This is a genomic window from Dietzia sp. NPDC055877, from assembly GCF_053615975.1.
Window position 1 is genome coordinate 350,666 of the sequence record NZ_JBSHCV010000003.1, and the last position, 17,514, is coordinate 368,179.

Below are 17,514 nucleotides of genomic sequence, written 5' to 3' on the forward strand. Positions count from 1 at the left end.
ACAACTGATCAGTCTACAGATAACGGGGTGTCGACACTAACGGCGCGCCCGACCGCGTGGGAGCGGGCCCACGGCGTGCGCTCACTCGGCGTCGCTGTGGATATCGATGCGCCACTGGGTGAGGCGATGAGCGAGGCGGGCGTTCTGCCCCTCCTTGCCGATCGCGAGCGAGAGCTGATAGTCGGGAACGACCACCCGTGCGGCGCGAGTGGCCTCGTCCGCGACCGTCACGGAGATCACCTTGGCCGGGGAGAGGGCGTTACCGACGAAAACGGTGGGGTCGTCGTCGTAGTCGACGATGTCGATCTTCTCGCCGCCCAACTCCGCCATGACCGCCCGCACCCGGGCGCCGTTGGGCCCGATGCACGCACCCTTCGCGTTGAGTCCGGACACGGTCGTCTCCACCGCGATCTTGGTGCGGTGGCCCGCCTCGCGGGCCACCGCGGCGATCCGCACGGAGGAATCACCGATCTCCGGCACCTCGAGGGCGAAGAGCCCACGGACCAGGTCCGGGTGGGTGCGCGACAGCGATACCGACGCCCCGTGGGGGCCCTTGTGCACTCCCACCACGTGGCACTTGATCCGGTCGCCGTGTTCGTAGGTCTCCCCCGGAACCTGCTCCGCCGGCGCGATGGTCCCTTCGGTCCCCCCGTTCTCCGGGCCGATGTGCACGACGATGATCCCCTTGGCGTTGGCGCGGGAATCAGACTGGATGACGCCGCTGACGACCTCGCCCTCGCGGGTCACGAGGTCGCCGTAGATCTTCTCCGTCTCGGCTTCGCGCAGGCGCTGCAGGATGATCTGGCGGGCCGTCGCCGCGGCCACCCGCCCGAAATCCGACGGGGTCGCGTCGAATTCACCGATGCGGTTGCCCTCGTCGTCGACCTCAGCGGCCATCACGGCCACGGTTCCGGCCTTGCGATCCAGCACGATCCGCGCGACACGGTGGGCGTCATCGGTCCGCTTGTAAGCGGTGAGAAGAGCGTTCTCCAGCGTCGAGACGAGCTCGTCCAGGGGGATCTCACGTTCCTGCGACAGCATGTTCAGTGCCGCCATGTCGATATTCACCGATCTTCTCCTTCTCGCGCACCGCTCCCGGTCTGGCCCGGTTCCTGCAGCAGGTCGATCTCGTCCTGGGGGGCGGGCCGGAACTCGACCCTGATCACGGCGCTGGCCACGTCGTCCAACGCTACCGAGCCGACGTTGATCCCTCGACCAGACTTCGACACGATGCGCACGCTGCCGGCGGTCTCGTCCATCTCGCCGACCCGGCCGCGGGCCGGCCCCGTCGCGCCGTCGGTGTACTCGATGTCGACCTGGCGACCGTGCGCGCGACGCCAATGGCGGCGCTCGACGAGGGGCGCGTCGACGCCCCGGCTCGTCACCTCCAGGGTCACCGGCCGCTCGGCTCCACCCCACTGCTCCGCGAGCGGATCCAGCTCGGTCGACAATGCGGCGAGAGTGTCCAGCGATACGCCCCCGTCGCCGTCCACGACGACGGTCACACGCCAGGTTTCAGCGCGTTCGTCCTCTCGGAGTTCCTCGAGGTCGAGTCCGCGGTCCGAGACCGCCTTACGAATGTGGGCCCTGTCGGGCTCGGGGACGATCACTGTGCTCCTGGTGTGCGGCTTTCGAGGGCCGGTCCGGATCACGGACGGGCCGAATCACTGTACCGCCTCCGCCCTTGATCCCCCGCCCCTGGCAGGATGTCGGGGTGCTCAGCTCCTCCCCCGTGGCGCTCTCGCGGCGCCGATTCCTGGCCGTGTCCTCCGGCGTCGTGGGTCTGGCGGTCGCCACCGGGTGCGCGGTCCCGACCGGCGACGACAGTCCCGACCCGATCCTCGAGCTCATTCGCGCCGCCGAGCGCGACGCACGCGAGTTCGCCGCGGCGGACGCGTCCCACGGCGAGTACGCTGGCGCCCTCCGGCGTCTCGCCGAGGTCCGTCGGATCCACGCCGAGCGTCTGGGGGAACTCGTCGACGACCCCGCGGCGTCGGGTACGGCGACCACCACGCCCCCTCCCGGGGCCGCCACGTCCTGCCCGCCCGTCGCCGAGGTCAGATCCCGGCTCCGCGGCGACGCCGAGCAGGCCGCGGACGTGGCGGTGGCCGCCGACGGGGCCCGGGCCGAACTGACCGGGTCGGTCTCGGCGGCGTGCACCGCGGCAGTGGAGGTGGAGCTCTCGTGACGACTCCGGTCGGTCTGGCGGCAGAGGACGCCGCCGTCTACGGCTACGGACTCCTGCTGGCGACAGCGGACGGCTCGATCCACGGTGCTGTCCGGCGTGAACTGGCCGCGCACCGGGCGCGCCGCGATGCCGCGGAGGAACTGTGGCCCGACTCCCCGCCCGCGCCGGTCGGGTACCTCGCCGGGCCGGACACACCCACCGCCCCGGTGCTCCTCGCGATCCGGATCGAGTCGGACTGTTGCGAGGCGTGGCGGGCCCAGTTGGGCACCTCCGCGGAACCCGATCGCCGACAGTTCTGCCTGGACGCGCTCACCGCCGCGGCGGTCCAACTCGCCCGGTGGCGGACGTTGATCCCGGGAGCGCCGTTCGAGGCGCTGCCCGGGTTCCCGCCGGCTACCTGATCAGCGCTCGGCGCGGACGAGGCGGATGATCTCCTCGGCGGCCCCGTCGACGGCGATCTGGGTGACCTCGCCGGTGGCCCGCTCACGCAGCTCCACCGTGCCCTCGGACCAACCGCGCCCCACCACGACGACCCACGGCACGCCGATCAGTTCGGCGTCCTTGAACTTCACCCCGGGCGACGCCTTGCGGTCGTCGAAGAGGATCTCCAGCCCGGCCCTGTCGAACGCCTCCACGAGGGTGCCCGCGCCGCTGATCGCCGCCTCGTCCTTGTTCGCGATCACCACGTGCACGTCCGCGGGAGCGGCCTCGGCGGGCCACACCAGACCCTTCTCGTCGGCGAACTGCTCCGCCAGCACCGCGACGAGACGAGAGACACCGATTCCGTAGGAGCCCATCGTCACGCGGGCGGGCTTGCCGTTCTCTCCGAGAACGTCGAACCCGAAGGCATCGGTGTACTTGCGGCCGAGCTGGAAGATGTGGCCGATCTCGATGCCACGGGCGAGCGTCAGGGTTCCGTGGCCACCGGGGGCGGGGTCTCCCTCGCGGACGTCGGCCGCCTCGATCGTGCCCTCGGGCGTGAAGTCACGGCCGCAGACCAGTCCGACGTAGTGTTTTCCCGCCACATCCGCCCCGGTGATCCACGACGTGCCCTCCGCGACCCGCGGGTCCACGAGGTAGCGGACCTCGTTCGCCAGCAGGCCCCGGGGACCGATGTAACCCTTGACCAGGAACGGGTTGGCGGTGAAATCCGCCTCCTCGAGCACCGCGACCTCGGCCGGCTCGAGCGCGGCCTCGATGCGTTTCATGTCGACCTCGCGGTCGCCCGGGACACCCACACCGAGCAACTCCCAGTCCTTGCCCGGCTCACGGACCTTGAGCATGACGTTCTTGAGCGTGTCCGCCGCGGAGATGTCCCGTCCGAGGTCGGCACCGTTGGCCCACGCGACGAGGGTCTCGATCGTGGGGGTGTCCGGCGTGGGGTGCACGACGGCCTCGGGGAGACCGTCGAACGGAAGCGCCGCGGGCGCCGGGGTCTCGACGGCCTCGACATTGGCCGCGTACTCGCCGTCGGTCGACCGGACGAAGGTGTCCTCACCCGCGGCGGATACGGCGAGGAACTCCTCGGACGCGGAGCCGCCCATGGCCCCGGAGGTCGCCGCGCAGATCACGTACTCGATGCCGAGCCGGTCGAAGATGCGCTGGTACGCGTCGCGGTGCGACTGGTAGGACCGTTCGAGACCGGCGTCGTCGACGTCGAAGGAGTACGAATCCTTCATGACGAACTCGCGCCCACGGAGGATGCCCGCCCGCGGCCGCTCCTCATCGCGGTACTTGGTCTGGATCTGGTACAGCGTGACGGGCAGGTCCTTGTACGAGGAGTACTCGCCCTGGACGGTGAGCGTGAAGAGCTCCTCGTGGGTGGGGCCGAGCATCATGTCGTTGCCCTTGCGGTCCTTGAGCCGGAACAACGCCGGGCCGTACTCGGTCCACCGGCCGGTGGTCTCGTACGGCTCACGCGGCAGCAGCGCGGGCAGGCTGATCTCCTGCGCGCCGAAGACGTTCATCTCCTCGCGCACCACCTGTTCGATGCGGCGGAGCGTGCGCAGGCCGAGCGGGAGCCACGAGTACACGCCGGGCGCGACACGGCGGACATAGCCGGCGCGCACCAGCAGTTTGTGGCTCAGCACCTCGGCGTCGGACGGGTCGTCGCGGAGCGTGCGCAGGAAAAGGTGGGACAGACGCGTGATCACGGTGGTCAAGCGTAGCCGCCCCGCGGCGCGCGCCCGGCCCGACGGTAGCCTCTGGCGGGTGCGCATCCTCCTCTCGCCCTCCGAGACCAAGTCCGTCGGCGGCTCCGGGGCCCCCCTGGACCTGGCCGGACTGTCCCTGCCGTCACTGACCGCGACCCGTCGCACGGTCGCGGATGCACTGGTCGCGGTATGCACGGACGATCCAGGCGAGGCCCAGCGCGTGCTCGGTCTGAGCGACGCCCTGGCCGGCGAGGTGACGCTGGACGCCGAGCTGTGGACATCTCCCACCGCTCCGGCGCTGAGCCGATATACGGGGGTGCTGTACGACGCCCTCGACCAGGCCTCGTTCACCAAGGTCACCCGGGCGCGCGCCGAGGCGCGCCTGTGGATCGGTTCGGCGCTGTTCGGACTGGTGGCCGCCGCGGACCCCATCCCCCACTACCGGCTGTCGGCGGGCACCCAGCTGCCCGGGTTGGGGACGCTCCGGGCGACGTGGCGCACCGCCCTCACCGACGCGGTCGCGGAGTGGGCGGAGGAGCTCGTACTCGACCTACGATCCGGTGGCTACCACCAGCTGGGCCCGGTGCCCGGCGCGGTGACCGTGGATGTGGTCACCGAGTACCCGGACGGCACCCGCAAGGTCGTCTCGCATTTCTCCAAGCACCACAAGGGGCTGTTGGCGCGGACGCTCGCGACCTCGCGCGCCGAACTGTCGGATCTCGGTTCGCTGCTGCGGGTCGCCCGCCGTGCCGGGCACGCGATCGAACGGACCTCGGACACCGTCCTGACCCTGGTCACGGAACCCTGAGGAAGAAGGACGACGACGACACCGGCGCCGCTCGGTGGGGCCGGCCCCCCGACGGTCGCCCAACCGTGGTGACATCGTCGAAGGACAGGAAACCGACCTTCTTACGGGCGCTCACGGCCCCATGACGCCCGAGTCGGGCGGCTGCGGTCGGCCCCTCAGGATTCGGACAGCACCTGCGGGAGCCCGGCCACCTCGCCCACCACCACGATGGCCGGCGGGCGGACGTCCTTCTCCGCCAGCACCGCCGTGAGCGTTCCGAGAGTGCACCGGTGTGTCGCCTGACCTTCGAGGCTGCCGTCCATGACCACGGCAGCCGGGGTGTTAGCGTCCCTGCCGCCGGCCACGAGCGCCTCGGCGATCGCCGGCGTGTTCTTGACGCCCATCAGTATCACCAGCGTTCCGCGCATGCGCGCGAGCGCCTGCCAGTCCACGAGCGAGTCGGCGTGCCCGGGCGGGAGGTGCCCGGAGACGATCGTCGCCTCGTGCGTCATCCCCCGGTTGGTCACCGGGATCCCCGCCAGCGCCGGCACGGACAGCGCACTGGAGACCCCGGGCACCACCGAGCACGGGATCCCCGCCTCCGCGCACGCCTGGGCCTCCTCATAACCACGGCCGTAGAGAAACGAGTCGCCGCCCTTGAGTCGCACGACGAACTTGCCCTCGCGTGCCCGCTCCACCAGCACCTGGTTGATGGCCTCCTGCGCCATGGAACGCCCGTAGGGGATCTTCGCCGCATCGACGACCTCCACGTCGGGCCGGAGTTCGGCGAGCGGACGCTGGGGCGCGAGCCGGTCGGCCACCACGACGTCGGCCTGCGCCAGCAGCCGACGGCCGCGGATGGTCATGAGGTCGTCCGCGCCGGGCCCGCCGCCGACCAGCGCCACGGTCCCGCGCAGCGTCTCGTCGAGTTCGGGCGACTCCGCAGCCGCCTCGCTCAGGGCGCGCGCCACCACGTCCCGCGCCTCCGCGGTCCGTGCCCGGTCCCCGGTGAGAACCGAGACCAGCATCTGGCCGCGACGGACGACTGCCGGGGTGACCGCGGTCCCGGAGCTCACCGCGTCCGAGCGGACGCAGAACGTACGCAGCTGCTCTGCCTCGGCGGCGACCCGGGCGTTCACGAGCGAGTCCTTGGTGGCCGCGACCACGTACCAGGCGCCTTCGAGGTCCCCGCTCCGGTACTCCCTGGACTGCCACCAGATGCGGCCGGCATCGACCAGTCCCTGCAGCGTGGGGGTGATCTCCGGACTCACCAGGTGGACGGCGGCCCCGGACTCGAGCAGGACGGGGATGCGCCTCTGGGCCACGGATCCGCCGCCGATCACCACGACTCGACGGCCCTCAAGCTCCAGGCCGACGGGGTACGGGTTCACGGGCCGGATCATGCGGTCGATCCTATCGGCCCCTGATCGCGTTCCCCGCCCTGGGCCGCCGTGTCCGTGATGACAGACATCCCCCGACCTCGCGCGGACGCAGGTCGGGGGATGTGGCGTGGCGGCGCCCCGCGGGCGGTGCTGGGTGTCAGACCTTCTGGTCGAGCTTCAGCGTGCGGGTGGAGCGCTCGAATTGTTCGGTGAACAGCGTGGGATCCGCGGCCAGGTCGCGACCGAGCGAGGGGATCATCTCCTCCAGCGCAGGGGTCCACTCCGCGAAACGGGTCGGGAAGCAGCGACGGAGCACGTCGACCATCGCGTCCACGGCGGTCGAGGCGCCGGGCGACGCGCCCAGCAGGCCGGCGATCGACCCGTCCGCGGCGTTGACCACGGCGGTGCCGAACTCCAGGGTGCCGCCCCGACCACCGGGCTTGGGCTTGATGACCTGGACGCGCTGTCCGGCGACGACCTTCTCCCACTCGCCGTCCTGGGCCGAGGGCACGAAGTCGCGCAGGGTGTCGACACGGGCGCCGTGGTTCTTGGCGAGCTCGGTGACGAGGTACTTGACGAGACCCATCTCGGTGAGGCCGATGTTCGCCATGGGCAGCAGGTTGCCGGCTCGGACACTGCTCGGCAGATCCATGAAGCTGCCCATCTTGAGGAACTTCGGGGTCCAGCCGGCGAAGGGGCCGAACAGCAGGCCCTTCTTGCCGTCGATGACACGGGTGTCCAGGTGCGGAACCGACATCGGCGGTGCGCCCACGGAGGCCTGGCTGTAGACCTTGGCCTGGTGCTGCTCGACGAGTTCGGGGTTGGTGCAGCGCAGCCACTGGCCGCCCACGGGGAAGCCACCGATCCCCTTGATCTCGGGAATGCCCGACTTCTGCAGCAGGTGCAGGGCGCCGCCGCCGGCCCCGACGAAGACGAACTTCGCGTCGACCGTGCGCTCGTCACCGGTGTGGCGGTTGGCCACGGTGAGGCGCCAGGTCCCGTCGGTGTTGCGCTCCAGATCCTTGACCTGGTTCTGGTAGTGGACCTCGGTCCCGGTTCGGGTGAGGTACTTGACCAACTGGCGGGTGAGGGCGCCGAAGTTGACGTCGGTGCCTCCCGCGAAATGGCTCAGTGCGAAGGGCTGCTCGGGCGAACGACCGCGCGCCATCAGCGGGACGAGTCGCTCGAGTTCGCCGAAGTCGGTGGTGTGCTCCATGCCCGGGAACAGCGGGTGCCCGGCGAGCTTGTCGTAGCGCTTGCGCAGGTAGTCCTGACCGTCCCGGCCGGTCACGAAACTCATGTGCGGCACGGGCCGGATCCACTCGGTCGGATCACCGAGCAGGGTGTTCTCCACCGCGTACGACCAGAACTGCCGGGAGACCTGGAACTTCTCGTTTACGCTCACGGCCTTGGTGATGTCGACGTCCCCGCTGGCGGTCTTCGGCGAGTAGTTGAGCTCGCACAGCGCGGAGTGTCCGGTACCGGCGTTGTTCCAGGCGTCGGAGGACTCCAACGCGGGCCCCTCGAGCCGCTCGTAGATCTGGATGTCCCAGTCCGGCTGGAGTCGACGCAGCAGGGCACCGAGCGTCGCGCTCATGGTGCCGGCGCCGATGAGCGCCACATCCGTCGTTCCGTGCTTTGCCACCTGGTCTGCAGTCACCGGCTACCCTCGCTCGTTGGTCGTGGACCCGAATTTCCAGTCGTCGCGGACCCCGGCGGGAGCCCGCGACCTGAGGGCTACAAGACTACTCACGGCCCGACCGGCAGGGCACACCGGTCCGGGGGCCCGCCATACCGGACTAGGGTGGTCGCCGTGTCCAGTTCCGCTTCTGATCCCGCCGGGCGCTCCGGATCCGCCGCAGAGTGGACCCCCGACCTTCTCGGCCCGGCCTACCGACGTCGTGAACTGCCGCTGGGGATGGACCCGGACGGCGAGGGGCCGATCTCTGCCACGCTGGTCCGGCACGAGGAGGCACCTGCGGATCCGGTCGCGGTCGTACTCGTGGTCCACGGGTTGTCGGACTACTTCTTCCACACGCACCTGGCGGAGTTCCTCGCCGCGCGAGGCATCGCCACCTACGGTGTCGACCTGCGCAAGTGCGGCCGCTCGAGGCGGGAGGGGCTGACGCCGCATTTCATCACCGACCTGGACAGATACGACGACGAGCTCGATCAGTCACTCGCGGTGATCGCCTCCGAACATCCCGGACTCCCTGTCGTCGTCGCCGCACATTCCACGGGCGGCCTGGTCGTTCCCCTGTGGCTCGCCCGCCGGCGTGACGGCGGTCGGCTCGACCCCGTCGTGGGACTGATCCTGAACTCGCCCTGGTTCCAACTCGATGTCCCGGACCGGACTCGAAGGATCCTCGACCCGGTCATCCGGACGATCGCCTCGGTGCGCCCCTACTACCGGCTCCCTCTGCCGTCCTCGGACCTCTACGTCACGAGCACGCACGCGGAGCACGACGGGGACTTCCACTACGACGTCACGCTCAAGCCCCCGGGTGGGGTTGGCGTACGCGCAGGATGGCTGGCCGCCGTCCGACGGGCCCAACGGCGTCTGCAGCGCGGCCTCGACCTGCCGCTGCCGGTCCTCCTGCTCCGGTCCACGGCCTCGTCGGTCGGCAGGCGCGGCGCGCGTGTCGACGTGGACACCGATCTCATCCTCGACGTGCGCTCGATGGAGCGTTTCGCCGACCGGGTGTCCGCCGAGGTCACCGAGGTGCCCGTCGAGGGAGCGCGGCACGATGTCTTCCTCTCCCGGCCCGACGTTCTCGAGGTGGTCTTTGACCGCCTGGGGACCTGGCTGGACCACACCCTGTCCTCACCCACCAAGGAGTTCTGACCCCCATGACGCAGACCCCCTCGCGCCACTTCGACCTCATCGTGATCGGCACGGGCAGCGGCAACTCGTTGATCGACGAGTCCTTCGCCGACAAATCCGTCGCGATCTGTGAGAAGGGGTCGTTCGGCGGCACCTGCCTCAACGTGGGCTGCATCCCGACCAAGATGTTCGTCTACGCGGCGGACACCGCGACCTCCGTCGCGCACGCAGGGACCTACGGCGTCGACGCGACGTTGGACGGGGTGCGCTGGCAGGACATGGTCTCCCGGGTGTTCGACCGGCGTATCGACCCCATCGCCTCGAGTGGCGAGGACTACCGGCGACACCGGTGCGAGAACGTCACGGTCTACGACGGTCACGCGACCTTCGTGGGACCTCGCACCATCGACACCGGCACCGGCGAGATCATCACCGCCGATGAGGTCGTGATCGCCGCCGGCGCGCGGCCGTCGATCCCCGAGATCGTCACGGAGTCGGGCGTGGACTACCACACCAGTGACGACGTGATGCGGATCCCCGAGCTGCCGCGGTCGATGGTCATCCAGGGCTCGGGGTTCATCGCGTGCGAGTTCGCCCACGTGTTCTCGTCGCTGGGAGTGGAGGTCACCGTCATCGGCCGCTCGGACGTACTTCTCAAGCACCTCGACCGCGAGCTCGCCGAACGGTTCACCGAGAGTGCGCGCGGCCACTGGGACGTCCGGCTCGGGCAGCACATCACCACCATGACCGCCACCGGTGACGACAACAGGGGCGTGGAGATCACGTTCGAGGACGGCTCGACCTGCGCGGCGGACTCGCTGCTGGTCGCCACCGGCCGCACCCCCAACGGAGACCTGCTGGGGCTCGACTCCGCCGGGATCGCCATGGACGGCGACCGCGTTCAGGTGGATGAGTTCGGTCGCACCTCCGCCGAGGGCGTGTGGGCCCTGGGCGACGTGAGTTCGCCGTTCCAGCTCAAGCACGTCGCCAACCACGAGCAGCGTGTGCTCGGACACAACCTGCATCACCCCGACGACCTGCAGCCGTTCCATCACACGAACGTCCCGTACGCCGTATTCACGTGGCCGCAGATCGCGTCGGTCGGCATGACCGAGGACGAGGCGCGTGCGGCCGGCCACGACATCACGGTCAAGACCCAGGATTACGGCGACGTGGCCTACGGCTGGGCGATGGAGGACTCGGTCGGCTGCTGCAAGCTCATCGCCGATCGGTCAACCGGCCACCTGCTGGGTGCCCACATCATGGGTGCCCACGCACCGTCCCTGATCCAGATCCTCATCCAGGGCATGGAGTTCGGGCTGACCGTGCCCGACATGGCCCGCCGCCAGTACTGGATCCACCCCGCGATGGCCGAGGTCGTCGAGAACGCGCTCCTCGGCCTCGACTTCCCCGACCGCGGCTTCTGACGCAGCCCGAAGGGCCGGCACGCCGTCTGGTGTGCCGGCCCTCGCCATTGCCCGCGGCCCAACGCCGCCGCGGCCCGGGTCAGCCCACGACGAAGTCGGACGGGTCGAGGTTCCTCAACTGCTCGCGATAGCGGAACGTGAAGCTCGGCCACTGCAGTGAGTTGCGTCCGCTGGAGTCGAAGTACCAGCTGGAGCAGCCCCCCTCGTTCCACACGGTCTTGGCGAGCTCCCGGTCCATACGGTCGGCGTACTCGGACTGCACGTCTCCGCGGACCTCGATGGTCTTGTGGCGCGCCCGGTCCGACAGGTCGAGCAGCGTGCCGATGTGCTCGGCCTGGGACTCGAGCATGTACACGATCGACGAGTGCCCGAGGTTCGTGTTGGGCCCGTACATCAGGAACAGATTCGGGAAGCCGGCGACCGTGACACCGTTGTGTGCGCGCGGACTGCCGCCCCAGTGCTCGGCCAGAGTACGACCGTCCGAGCCGGTGACGACCCGCGAGATGGGCGGCTCGGACGGCTGGAAACCGGTGCCGAAGATGATCACGTCGGCGGGGATCTCGGTTCCGTCGCCGGATACCAGCCCGGTCGGCGTGACCGCAGACGCCGCGTCGGGTACGAGCGTGACATCCGGCCGGGTCAGGGCGGGCAGCCACCTGCTGGTGAGCAGGATCCGCTTGCATCCGATCGAGAAGTCCGGGGTGAGTGCCTTACGCATCTTCCGGTCCCGCACATGGAGGAACAGGTAGAAGCGCGCGAACATCTCGTAGAACCGGAGGAGGAACTGCGCACGGGTGAAGACGACCACGTACAACTCGCGCCCGAGGTAGATGCGCCCACGCACGATCCGCTGCAGCAGCGGGATCCGCGAATACCACCGCCGCCGGGACTCGGAGATGCTCCGGTCGAGCCGCGGGAGGACCCAGCCCGGCGTCCGTTGGAACACGGTCAGGTGTCTGGTGGTCGGTGCGATCTCCGGGACGAACTGGACCGCGGATGCCCCCGTGCCCACCACCGCCACTCGTTTGCCCTCGAGCGGGATGTCATGGCGCCATTGCGCGGAGTGGAAGACCTCTCCCTCGAAGTCCTCGAGCCCGGGGAGATTCGGAACGGAGGGTGCGGAGAGCGCTCCGGTGGCCGCGATGAGATGGCGCGCACGGATCCGCCCCCTGCTCGTGTCGACGACCCACTGGGAACTCTCGGCATCCCATTTCGCCGATTCCACCTCACACGAGGTCACGAGGCGGTCCCGCAGTCCGATCCGGTCCGCCACGGACTTCAGGTACGCGAAGATCTCCGGCTGCCGCCCGAATGAGTGCGACCAGCCCGGATGGGCGTGGCGGGACAACGAGTACAAGGCCGTGGGCACGTCGCAGGCACAGCCGGGGTACGTGTTGTCGCGCCAGGTTCCGCCGACCTCCTCGGCCCTTTCCAGCACGAGGAAGTCCCGGCCACGGCCGTCGCCGAGCAGCCTGTCAGCCATCGCGATGCCGCCGAAGCCGGCTCCCAGGACGAGGAGGTCGATCTGGTCCACGGGTCCGCTGGGGGTGTCGATCATGGTGGACAGTATGCACCCTGTTGTCCACTGGCGGGAGGACTTAGTGGGACATACGTCCAAATCGAATTTCGGGCCTCCTCGAGGGCCGTGCGACGAGCGGGACCTCAGCGTGCGGAGGGCAGCGTCAGGATCTCGTACCCGTCCTCGGTCACCACGACGGTGTGCTCGAACTGCGCGGTCCAGGCCTTGTCCGCGGTCGTCACGGTCCAGTCATCGTCCCAGACGTCGAAGCCCGGACCACCGAGCGAGATCATCGGCTCCACGGTCAATGTCATCCCCGGCTCGAGGACCTCGGTCCGACTCGGGTCGTCGTAGTGGAGAACGACGAGACCGTTATGGAAGGTGGGGCCGACCCCGTGGCCGGTGAACTCCCGCACGACCGTGTAATCGAATCGCCGGGCGTACGACTCGATGACGCGACCGATCACGTTGACCTCACGGCCCGGCCGGATGGCCTTGATCCCCCGGTTCATCGCCTCGCGGGTCCGCTCCACGAGGAGTCGGATCTCCTCGCGGGGCTCACCGGCGAAGAACGTGGCGTTGGTGTCGCCGTGCACGCCGTGGATGAAGGCGGTGACGTCGACGTTCACGATGTCGCCGTCCTCGATGACCGTGCTGTCCGGGATACCGTGACAGATCACCTCGTTGAGCGAGACGCAGGACGACTTGGGGAACGCCTTGTAACCGAGAGTCGACGGGTAGGCACCGTTGTCGCACAGGAACTCGTGCACCACGCGATCGACCTCGTCGGTGGTGGTCCCGGGGGCGACGGCCTCGCCGGCGAGCACCAGCGCGTCCGCGGCGAGCCTGCTGGCCACCCGCATGGCCTCGATCACCTCGGGCGGCTGCACCCACGCCTCGCCGTTCGCCTCGTCGACCCGGTCTCGCCACGCGTACTCCGGGCGCGGGATGGACTCGGGCACGGTGCGAATCGGGGTCGGCGTGCCGGGGACGAGGGGCGGACGGGTCGAGGCGGTCATGCCCCAAGGATAGGCGCGTTCCCGGGACCCGGCCGCACGCCCTCCTGCGACGAGACCCGGAACCAGCGGCATCCGGTCGTGACCGGACGGACACGGCCGGACGCGAGTGGGGTCACCAGATCACGAAGCACACCGAGGCGATGATCACCATCAGTCCGAACAGGACCATCGAGATCACCTCGCCCCGCGAGCTACCCGCCGGCTGCTGCCCGCTCCGGGGCTCGACCTCGGTGTCCGGGTTCTCGTGCGACTCCATCACATCACCCCCATCCGGTGGAGCTCGGAGACCATCGCCACCCCGAGGATGACGAACACGACGGCCATGAAGCCCGTGTACACCCAGCGGCGAGGGTGGTCCGCCACCCAGAAGCGGCGCACACTCACGACGCCGTTGACGACCGCGATCACGCACAACACGATCCCGATCGGCGCCGCGACCCAACCGGAGAGGCTGAGCAGCGGGACGAGGATCGGGATCAACAGGTAGGTGATCAGACACCTCACGGCGGAGACGAGCACCGACGTCCGGAACGCACGGTGGGCGCCCGTGCTGGCGGACGGATCGAGTCCGTCGACGCGCAGCAGGCGCCGCATCACCCGGTCCGCTGCGGAATCCGACCGGAATCGCGGGTCACCGGCAGCTGCCCCCGCGTCGTGATCCGGAGTGGCGCGATCGGTCTCGGGCGCGGTCATCGGCGGTGGCACCTTTCGATGTCGACATCCGGGGCTGCGTGATCACTGCTCGAAGACCACTCGGCGTCGACGGGTTGACGGTTCGACTCGATTGTCCCACAACACCCCGGGACCGCCGAAGGCCCGGATCGTGCGGCCCACCCCTCACAGGAGGATCGTCGCGTAGTCGACCACGTCGACCATCCCGACCCGACGGTACGCTGCTCGCGCGGGCGCGTTGGAGCCGTTGACCACCAGCGACGGGGTCAGCCCGCGGGACTGGAGGGCGCTACAGACGGCGGCCGTGCCACCGGCGCCGAGCCCTGTTGCCCGGAGCGCCGGCTCGACCCACACTCCCTGGATCTGCGCCACGCGCGGGGAGACCGCGGCGACGTCGGCCTTGAAGTACACCCGGCCCCGGTCGACACCGACCCAGGTTCTGCCGCGCGCCACTGACCGCGCCACGCGCCGCCGGAAAGGAGCGCCGGCGCCCACGGCGAACGGGTCGGCCAGCAACTCCTCCCGATACATGTCCGCGGCGGCCGCGAGTACCGGGTCGAACTCCTGCAACGTGGCGGGTCGGATCCCGTCCAGGACCAGGGCCGGATCGACCGGTGACCCCAGCCTCATCAGGAACTGCGCCGTCCGGTGCTCTCGGGCGGGGCCCCAGCCACATCGCAGCGACGGCCACAGGAGCGCGACCTGGTCCCGACGGCCGTGTACCGACATCGGTCCGAAACCCATGTCGACCACGGCGCGGCCGAGCGCCGCGTGATCTTCGGCGGCCCCGGTGATCGGGAGAACAGAGTTGCCCACGAACACCAGCGATCGTTCCGGCCCGCCACGGGTGAGGAAGCGACCGTCCGCTCCCCCGGCGACGCCCGAGAGCATGAACTTCTCGGCGGCCGGAGCAGACACGTAGGGATCGGCGGCGAGTACGCGCGAGACCGCGGCGGACTCTCCGGGTCCGACCTCCCGGCAGTCACCGACCCCGGAAGGTGGGGCAACCGTGTCGGTCACGGCCTATCGCGTGACCTTGACCTGGGGGCCCTGGCCCTCCGCGGCCTCTCCGACAGGCTCGCCCATCTCCTCGGCGATCCGCATGGCCTCCTCGACCAACGTCTCGACGATCATCGCCTCGGGGACGGTCTTGATGACCTCACCCTTGACGAAGATCTGCCCCTTGCCGTTTCCGGATGCCACGCCGAGATCCGCCTCACGGGCCTCGCCCGGGCCGTTGACGACGCAGCCCATCACGGCGACGCGCAGCGGGACGCTCATGCCCTCGAGGCCGGCCGTGACCTCATCGGCGAGCTTGTAGACGTCCACCTGCGCGCGCCCACACGACGGGCAGGAGACGATCTCGAGCTTGCGGGGTCGCAGGTTGAGCGACTGAAGAATCTGCGTGCCGACCTTGATCTCTTCCGCCGGAGGTGCGGAGAGGGAGACACGGATGGTATCGCCGATGCCCTCGGAGAGCAGTGCCCCGAACGCCACGGACGACTTGATGGTGCCCTGGAACGCCGGGCCGGCCTCGGTCACGCCCAGGTGCAGTGGGTAGTCGGTCCGGGCCGCGAGCTGACGGTAGGCCTCCACCATGATCACCGGGTCGTTGTGCTTGACCGAGATCTTGATGTCACCGAACCCGTGCTCCTCGAACAGTGAGGCCTCCCAGACCGCGGACTCGACCAGTGCCTCGGGGGTGGCCTTGCCGTACTTGGCCAGCAGACGCGGATCAAGAGAACCGGCGTTAACGCCGATCCGGATGGGGATCCCGGCGTCCCCGGCCGCCTTGGCGACCTCCTTGACCCGCCCGTCGAACTCCTTGATGTTGCCCGGGTTGACGCGCACGGCCGCACACCCGGCATCGATCGCCGCGAAGATGTACTTCGGCTGGAAGTGGATATCCGCGATCACCGGGATCGGGGACTTGCGGGCGATGGTCGCCAGCGCGTCCGCGTCCTCCTGCCGAGGACACGCCACCCGGACGATGTCGCAGCCCGACGCCGTGAGCTCGGCGATCTGCTGGAGCGTCGAGTTCACGTCGTGGGTCTTGGTGGTGGTCATGGACTGGACCGAGATCGGGTGGTCGCTGCCCACACCCACCTGTCCCACGAACAGCTGACGGGTCTTCCGACGCGGCGCCAGGGCGGGCAGCGGCGCGTCGGGCATTCCCAGACCGACGGGGATGGAGGACGAGTCGTTCACGTGAAGGGCCTTCCTTAGGGGCTTGGCAGCCGGATGCTGATGAGTCCCGCCCGCCATTATCCGGGTCGGGGCCACCGCGTGCGAGCAGGAGTCGCCGGGATCACCCGGTCAGCAGGATGGGGTTGACGAAATCAGCGGTGATGACGATCGCGGACACGCCGATCAACAGCACGAACACGGTCATGGTGACCGGGGCCAGCTTCTCGTAGTCGGCCGGCCCGCCCGGGGCCAGGCCGCGGAGGCGGCGCAGGGCATCCCGGATCTTCTCGTAGAACACGACCGCGACGTGGCCGCCGTCGAACGGGGTGAGCGGGACCAGGTTGAAGGCGCCGAGGAACAGGTTGAGCCCGGCCAGGAACAGCACGAACAGCCACCACGCGCCCTGCTCGGCCGCCTGCCCGCCGATATGGCTCGCGCCGACGACCGAGACCGGCGAATCCTCGGCCCGCTCGGCCCCGAAGATCGACGCCGCCACAGCCGGGATCTTGGACGGGAACGAGATGAGCCCCTGCACGGTCGCGTCGACCATGTCCCCGGTGAACGCGATCGTCGCCGGGACCGCGCTCCACACGTCATAGGTGTTGACCGTCTGATAGGCGGGATCGTCCAGGATCTCCTGCGGGATCCCCTCATCCGAGAGCCGCACACCGAGCGCACCGCGCTCCTGCCCGTCGACGGTGGACGAGGTCAACGTCGCCGTCGTCGTCGTCTCCTCACCGCCCCTGGCCACGACCACCGGCACGGTCTCGCCGGGTAGCCCCGCGATCTCCTCCGACAGATCGGCCCAACTCGATACCGGCACACCGTCGACCGCGATGATCCGGTCGCCGGGGAGGATCCCCGCCGCGCCGGCGGGGCCCAGCCCCGGTCCACACGCCGGCTCCCCCGCCTGCCCGGCCGCGCAGGTGTCCCCCACGACCGCCGCCACCCGATCGGTCGGGATCGGCTGCACATCCCGGTTCACCAGACCCCACCCGAGGGCCACGCCGTAGAACAGCGCGACCGCCAGGAGGATGTTCATGGCCGGCCCGGCCAACAACACCGCCACGCGCTTCCACCACGCCTGCCGCCACATCGCCCGGGGCTCGTCCTCGGGAGACAACTCGTCGTACGCCGTCATTCCCGCGATGTCGCAGAACCCGCCGAGCGGGACGGCCTTGAGCCCGTACTCGATCCCACCACGGTTGGTCGACCAGACGGTCGGGCCGAAACCGACGAAGAACCTGCGGACCTTCATCCCCGACCACTGCGCGACCTTCATATGGCCGAACTCGTGCAGCACGATCGACAACATGATCCCGAAGGCGAACAGGATGATCCCCACGACCAACACGA

Annotated in this window: 17 protein-coding genes; 5 read left to right on the forward strand and 12 right to left on the reverse strand. The window is 69.6% G+C overall.

The window, feature by feature from the left end; genetic code table 11:
- Positions 1 to 81: 81 nt before the first annotated feature.
- Positions 82 to 1,068, reverse strand: a complete 987-nt coding sequence (gene nusA, locus ACWGLC_RS06000) for a transcription termination factor NusA (RefSeq protein WP_452099018.1) — start codon at positions 1,066 to 1,068, stop codon at positions 82 to 84.
- The gene (locus ACWGLC_RS06005; protein WP_452099019.1) at positions 1,065 to 1,610 is read right to left on the reverse strand and encodes a ribosome maturation factor RimP; all 546 of its coding nucleotides are present in this window, start codon (positions 1,608 to 1,610) and stop codon (positions 1,065 to 1,067) included. The genes nusA and ACWGLC_RS06005 overlap by 4 nt, the downstream gene beginning before the upstream one ends.
- A 104-nt stretch (positions 1,611 to 1,714) precedes the next feature.
- On the opposite strand from ACWGLC_RS06005, the gene ACWGLC_RS06010 reads away from it, so the two are divergent.
- A complete protein-coding gene (locus ACWGLC_RS06010) occupies positions 1,715 to 2,188 on the forward strand; it encodes a hypothetical protein (protein ID WP_452099020.1) in 474 nt (157 codons plus the stop codon).
- Positions 2,185 to 2,589, forward strand: a complete 405-nt coding sequence (locus tag ACWGLC_RS06015) for a DUF4439 domain-containing protein (RefSeq protein ID WP_452099021.1) — start codon at positions 2,185 to 2,187, stop codon at positions 2,587 to 2,589. The genes ACWGLC_RS06010 and ACWGLC_RS06015 overlap by 4 nt, the downstream gene beginning before the upstream one ends.
- Here ACWGLC_RS06015 and ACWGLC_RS06020 read toward each other — a convergent pair whose 3' ends face one another.
- A complete protein-coding gene (locus tag ACWGLC_RS06020; protein ID WP_452099022.1) occupies positions 2,590 to 4,341 on the reverse strand; it encodes a proline--tRNA ligase in 1,752 nt (583 codons plus the stop codon).
- A gap of 58 nt (positions 4,342 to 4,399) precedes the next feature.
- Here ACWGLC_RS06020 and ACWGLC_RS06025 point away from each other — a divergent pair, with 58 nt between their 5' ends.
- Entirely contained in the window at positions 4,400 to 5,149 is a 750-nt protein-coding gene (locus ACWGLC_RS06025; RefSeq protein ID WP_452099023.1) for a YaaA family protein, read from the forward strand.
- 155 nt (positions 5,150 to 5,304) lie between these two features.
- Here ACWGLC_RS06025 and cobA read toward each other — a convergent pair whose 3' ends face one another.
- Together cobA and mqo are read right to left on the reverse strand one after the other, a co-directional pair.
- Positions 5,305 to 6,531: a uroporphyrinogen-III C-methyltransferase gene (gene cobA / locus ACWGLC_RS06030; protein WP_452099024.1), complete on the reverse strand. Its 1,227-nt coding sequence runs from the start codon at positions 6,529 to 6,531 to the stop codon at positions 5,305 to 5,307.
- Positions 6,532 to 6,667: 136 nt separating this feature from the next.
- Positions 6,668 to 8,107: a malate dehydrogenase (quinone) gene (gene mqo, locus ACWGLC_RS06035; RefSeq protein ID WP_452099074.1), complete on the reverse strand. Its 1,440-nt coding sequence runs from the start codon at positions 8,105 to 8,107 to the stop codon at positions 6,668 to 6,670.
- A 216-nt stretch (positions 8,108 to 8,323) separates the two neighbouring features.
- Here mqo and ACWGLC_RS06040 point away from each other — a divergent pair, with 216 nt between their 5' ends.
- A complete protein-coding gene (locus ACWGLC_RS06040) occupies positions 8,324 to 9,355 on the forward strand; it encodes an alpha/beta hydrolase (RefSeq protein WP_452099025.1) in 1,032 nt (343 codons plus the stop codon).
- Between the two features lie 5 nt (positions 9,356 to 9,360).
- Complete coding sequence (gene mtr, locus ACWGLC_RS06045) at positions 9,361 to 10,761, forward strand: mycothione reductase (RefSeq protein WP_452099026.1); 1,401 nt, start codon at positions 9,361 to 9,363, stop codon at positions 10,759 to 10,761.
- Positions 10,762 to 10,840: 79 nt separating this feature from the next.
- Here the strand turns inward: mtr and ACWGLC_RS06050 are convergent, their stop codons facing one another.
- The 7 genes from ACWGLC_RS06050 to ACWGLC_RS06080 all read right to left on the reverse strand — a co-directional run bounded on the left by ACWGLC_RS06050 (position 10,841) and on the right by ACWGLC_RS06080 (position 17,512).
- Positions 10,841 to 12,319: a flavin-containing monooxygenase gene (locus ACWGLC_RS06050; protein ID WP_452099027.1), complete on the reverse strand. Its 1,479-nt coding sequence runs from the start codon at positions 12,317 to 12,319 to the stop codon at positions 10,841 to 10,843.
- A 104-nt stretch (positions 12,320 to 12,423) separates the two neighbouring features.
- The gene (gene map / locus ACWGLC_RS06055) at positions 12,424 to 13,299 is read right to left on the reverse strand and encodes a type I methionyl aminopeptidase (RefSeq protein WP_452099028.1); all 876 of its coding nucleotides are present in this window, start codon (positions 13,297 to 13,299) and stop codon (positions 12,424 to 12,426) included.
- A 112-nt stretch (positions 13,300 to 13,411) separates the two neighbouring features.
- Positions 13,412 to 13,555 carry a hypothetical protein gene (locus ACWGLC_RS06060; protein ID WP_452099029.1) on the reverse strand — a complete coding sequence of 48 codons (144 nt, stop codon included), beginning with the start codon at positions 13,553 to 13,555 and terminating at the stop codon, positions 13,412 to 13,414.
- Positions 13,555 to 13,992, reverse strand: coding sequence for a hypothetical protein (locus tag ACWGLC_RS06065; RefSeq protein ID WP_452099030.1), 438 nt, complete (start codon positions 13,990 to 13,992; stop codon positions 13,555 to 13,557). The genes ACWGLC_RS06060 and ACWGLC_RS06065 overlap by 1 nt, the downstream gene beginning before the upstream one ends.
- 144 nt (positions 13,993 to 14,136) lie before the next feature.
- Entirely contained in the window at positions 14,137 to 14,991 is an 855-nt protein-coding gene (locus ACWGLC_RS06070) for a GNAT family N-acetyltransferase (RefSeq protein WP_452099031.1), read from the reverse strand.
- Positions 14,992 to 14,994: 3 nt separating this feature from the next.
- Positions 14,995 to 16,143: a flavodoxin-dependent (E)-4-hydroxy-3-methylbut-2-enyl-diphosphate synthase gene (gene ispG, locus ACWGLC_RS06075; protein WP_452099075.1), complete on the reverse strand. Its 1,149-nt coding sequence runs from the start codon at positions 16,141 to 16,143 to the stop codon at positions 14,995 to 14,997.
- 136 nt (positions 16,144 to 16,279) lie between these two features.
- Positions 16,280 to 17,512 (reverse strand): M50 family metallopeptidase, encoded by a 1,233-nt coding sequence (locus ACWGLC_RS06080; protein ID WP_452099032.1) that lies wholly within the window; start codon positions 17,510 to 17,512, stop codon positions 16,280 to 16,282.
- Between the last annotated feature and the right edge of the window lie 2 nt (positions 17,513 to 17,514).

Coding starts and splice junctions, on each gene's coding strand:
- ACWGLC_RS06050 (WP_452099027.1), bottom strand. CDS start 12,319: ATGATCGACACCCCCAGCGGACCCGTGGACCAGATCGACCTCCTCGTC.
- mqo (WP_452099074.1), bottom strand. CDS start 8,107: ATGAGCGCGACGCTCGGTGCCCTGCTGCGTCGACTCCAGCCGGACTGG.
- ACWGLC_RS06060 (WP_452099029.1), bottom strand. CDS start 13,555: ATGGAGTCGCACGAGAACCCGGACACCGAGGTCGAGCCCCGGAGCGGG.
- ACWGLC_RS06065 (WP_452099030.1), bottom strand. CDS start 13,992: ATGACCGCGCCCGAGACCGATCGCGCCACTCCGGATCACGACGCGGGG.
- cobA (WP_452099024.1), bottom strand. CDS start 6,531: ATGATCCGGCCCGTGAACCCGTACCCCGTCGGCCTGGAGCTTGAGGGC.
- ispG (WP_452099075.1), bottom strand. CDS start 16,143: ATGCCCGACGCGCCGCTGCCCGCCCTGGCGCCGCGTCGGAAGACCCGT.
- mtr (WP_452099026.1), top strand. CDS start 9,361: ATGACGCAGACCCCCTCGCGCCACTTCGACCTCATCGTGATCGGCACG.
- map (WP_452099028.1), bottom strand. CDS start 13,299: ATGACCGCCTCGACCCGTCCGCCCCTCGTCCCCGGCACGCCGACCCCG.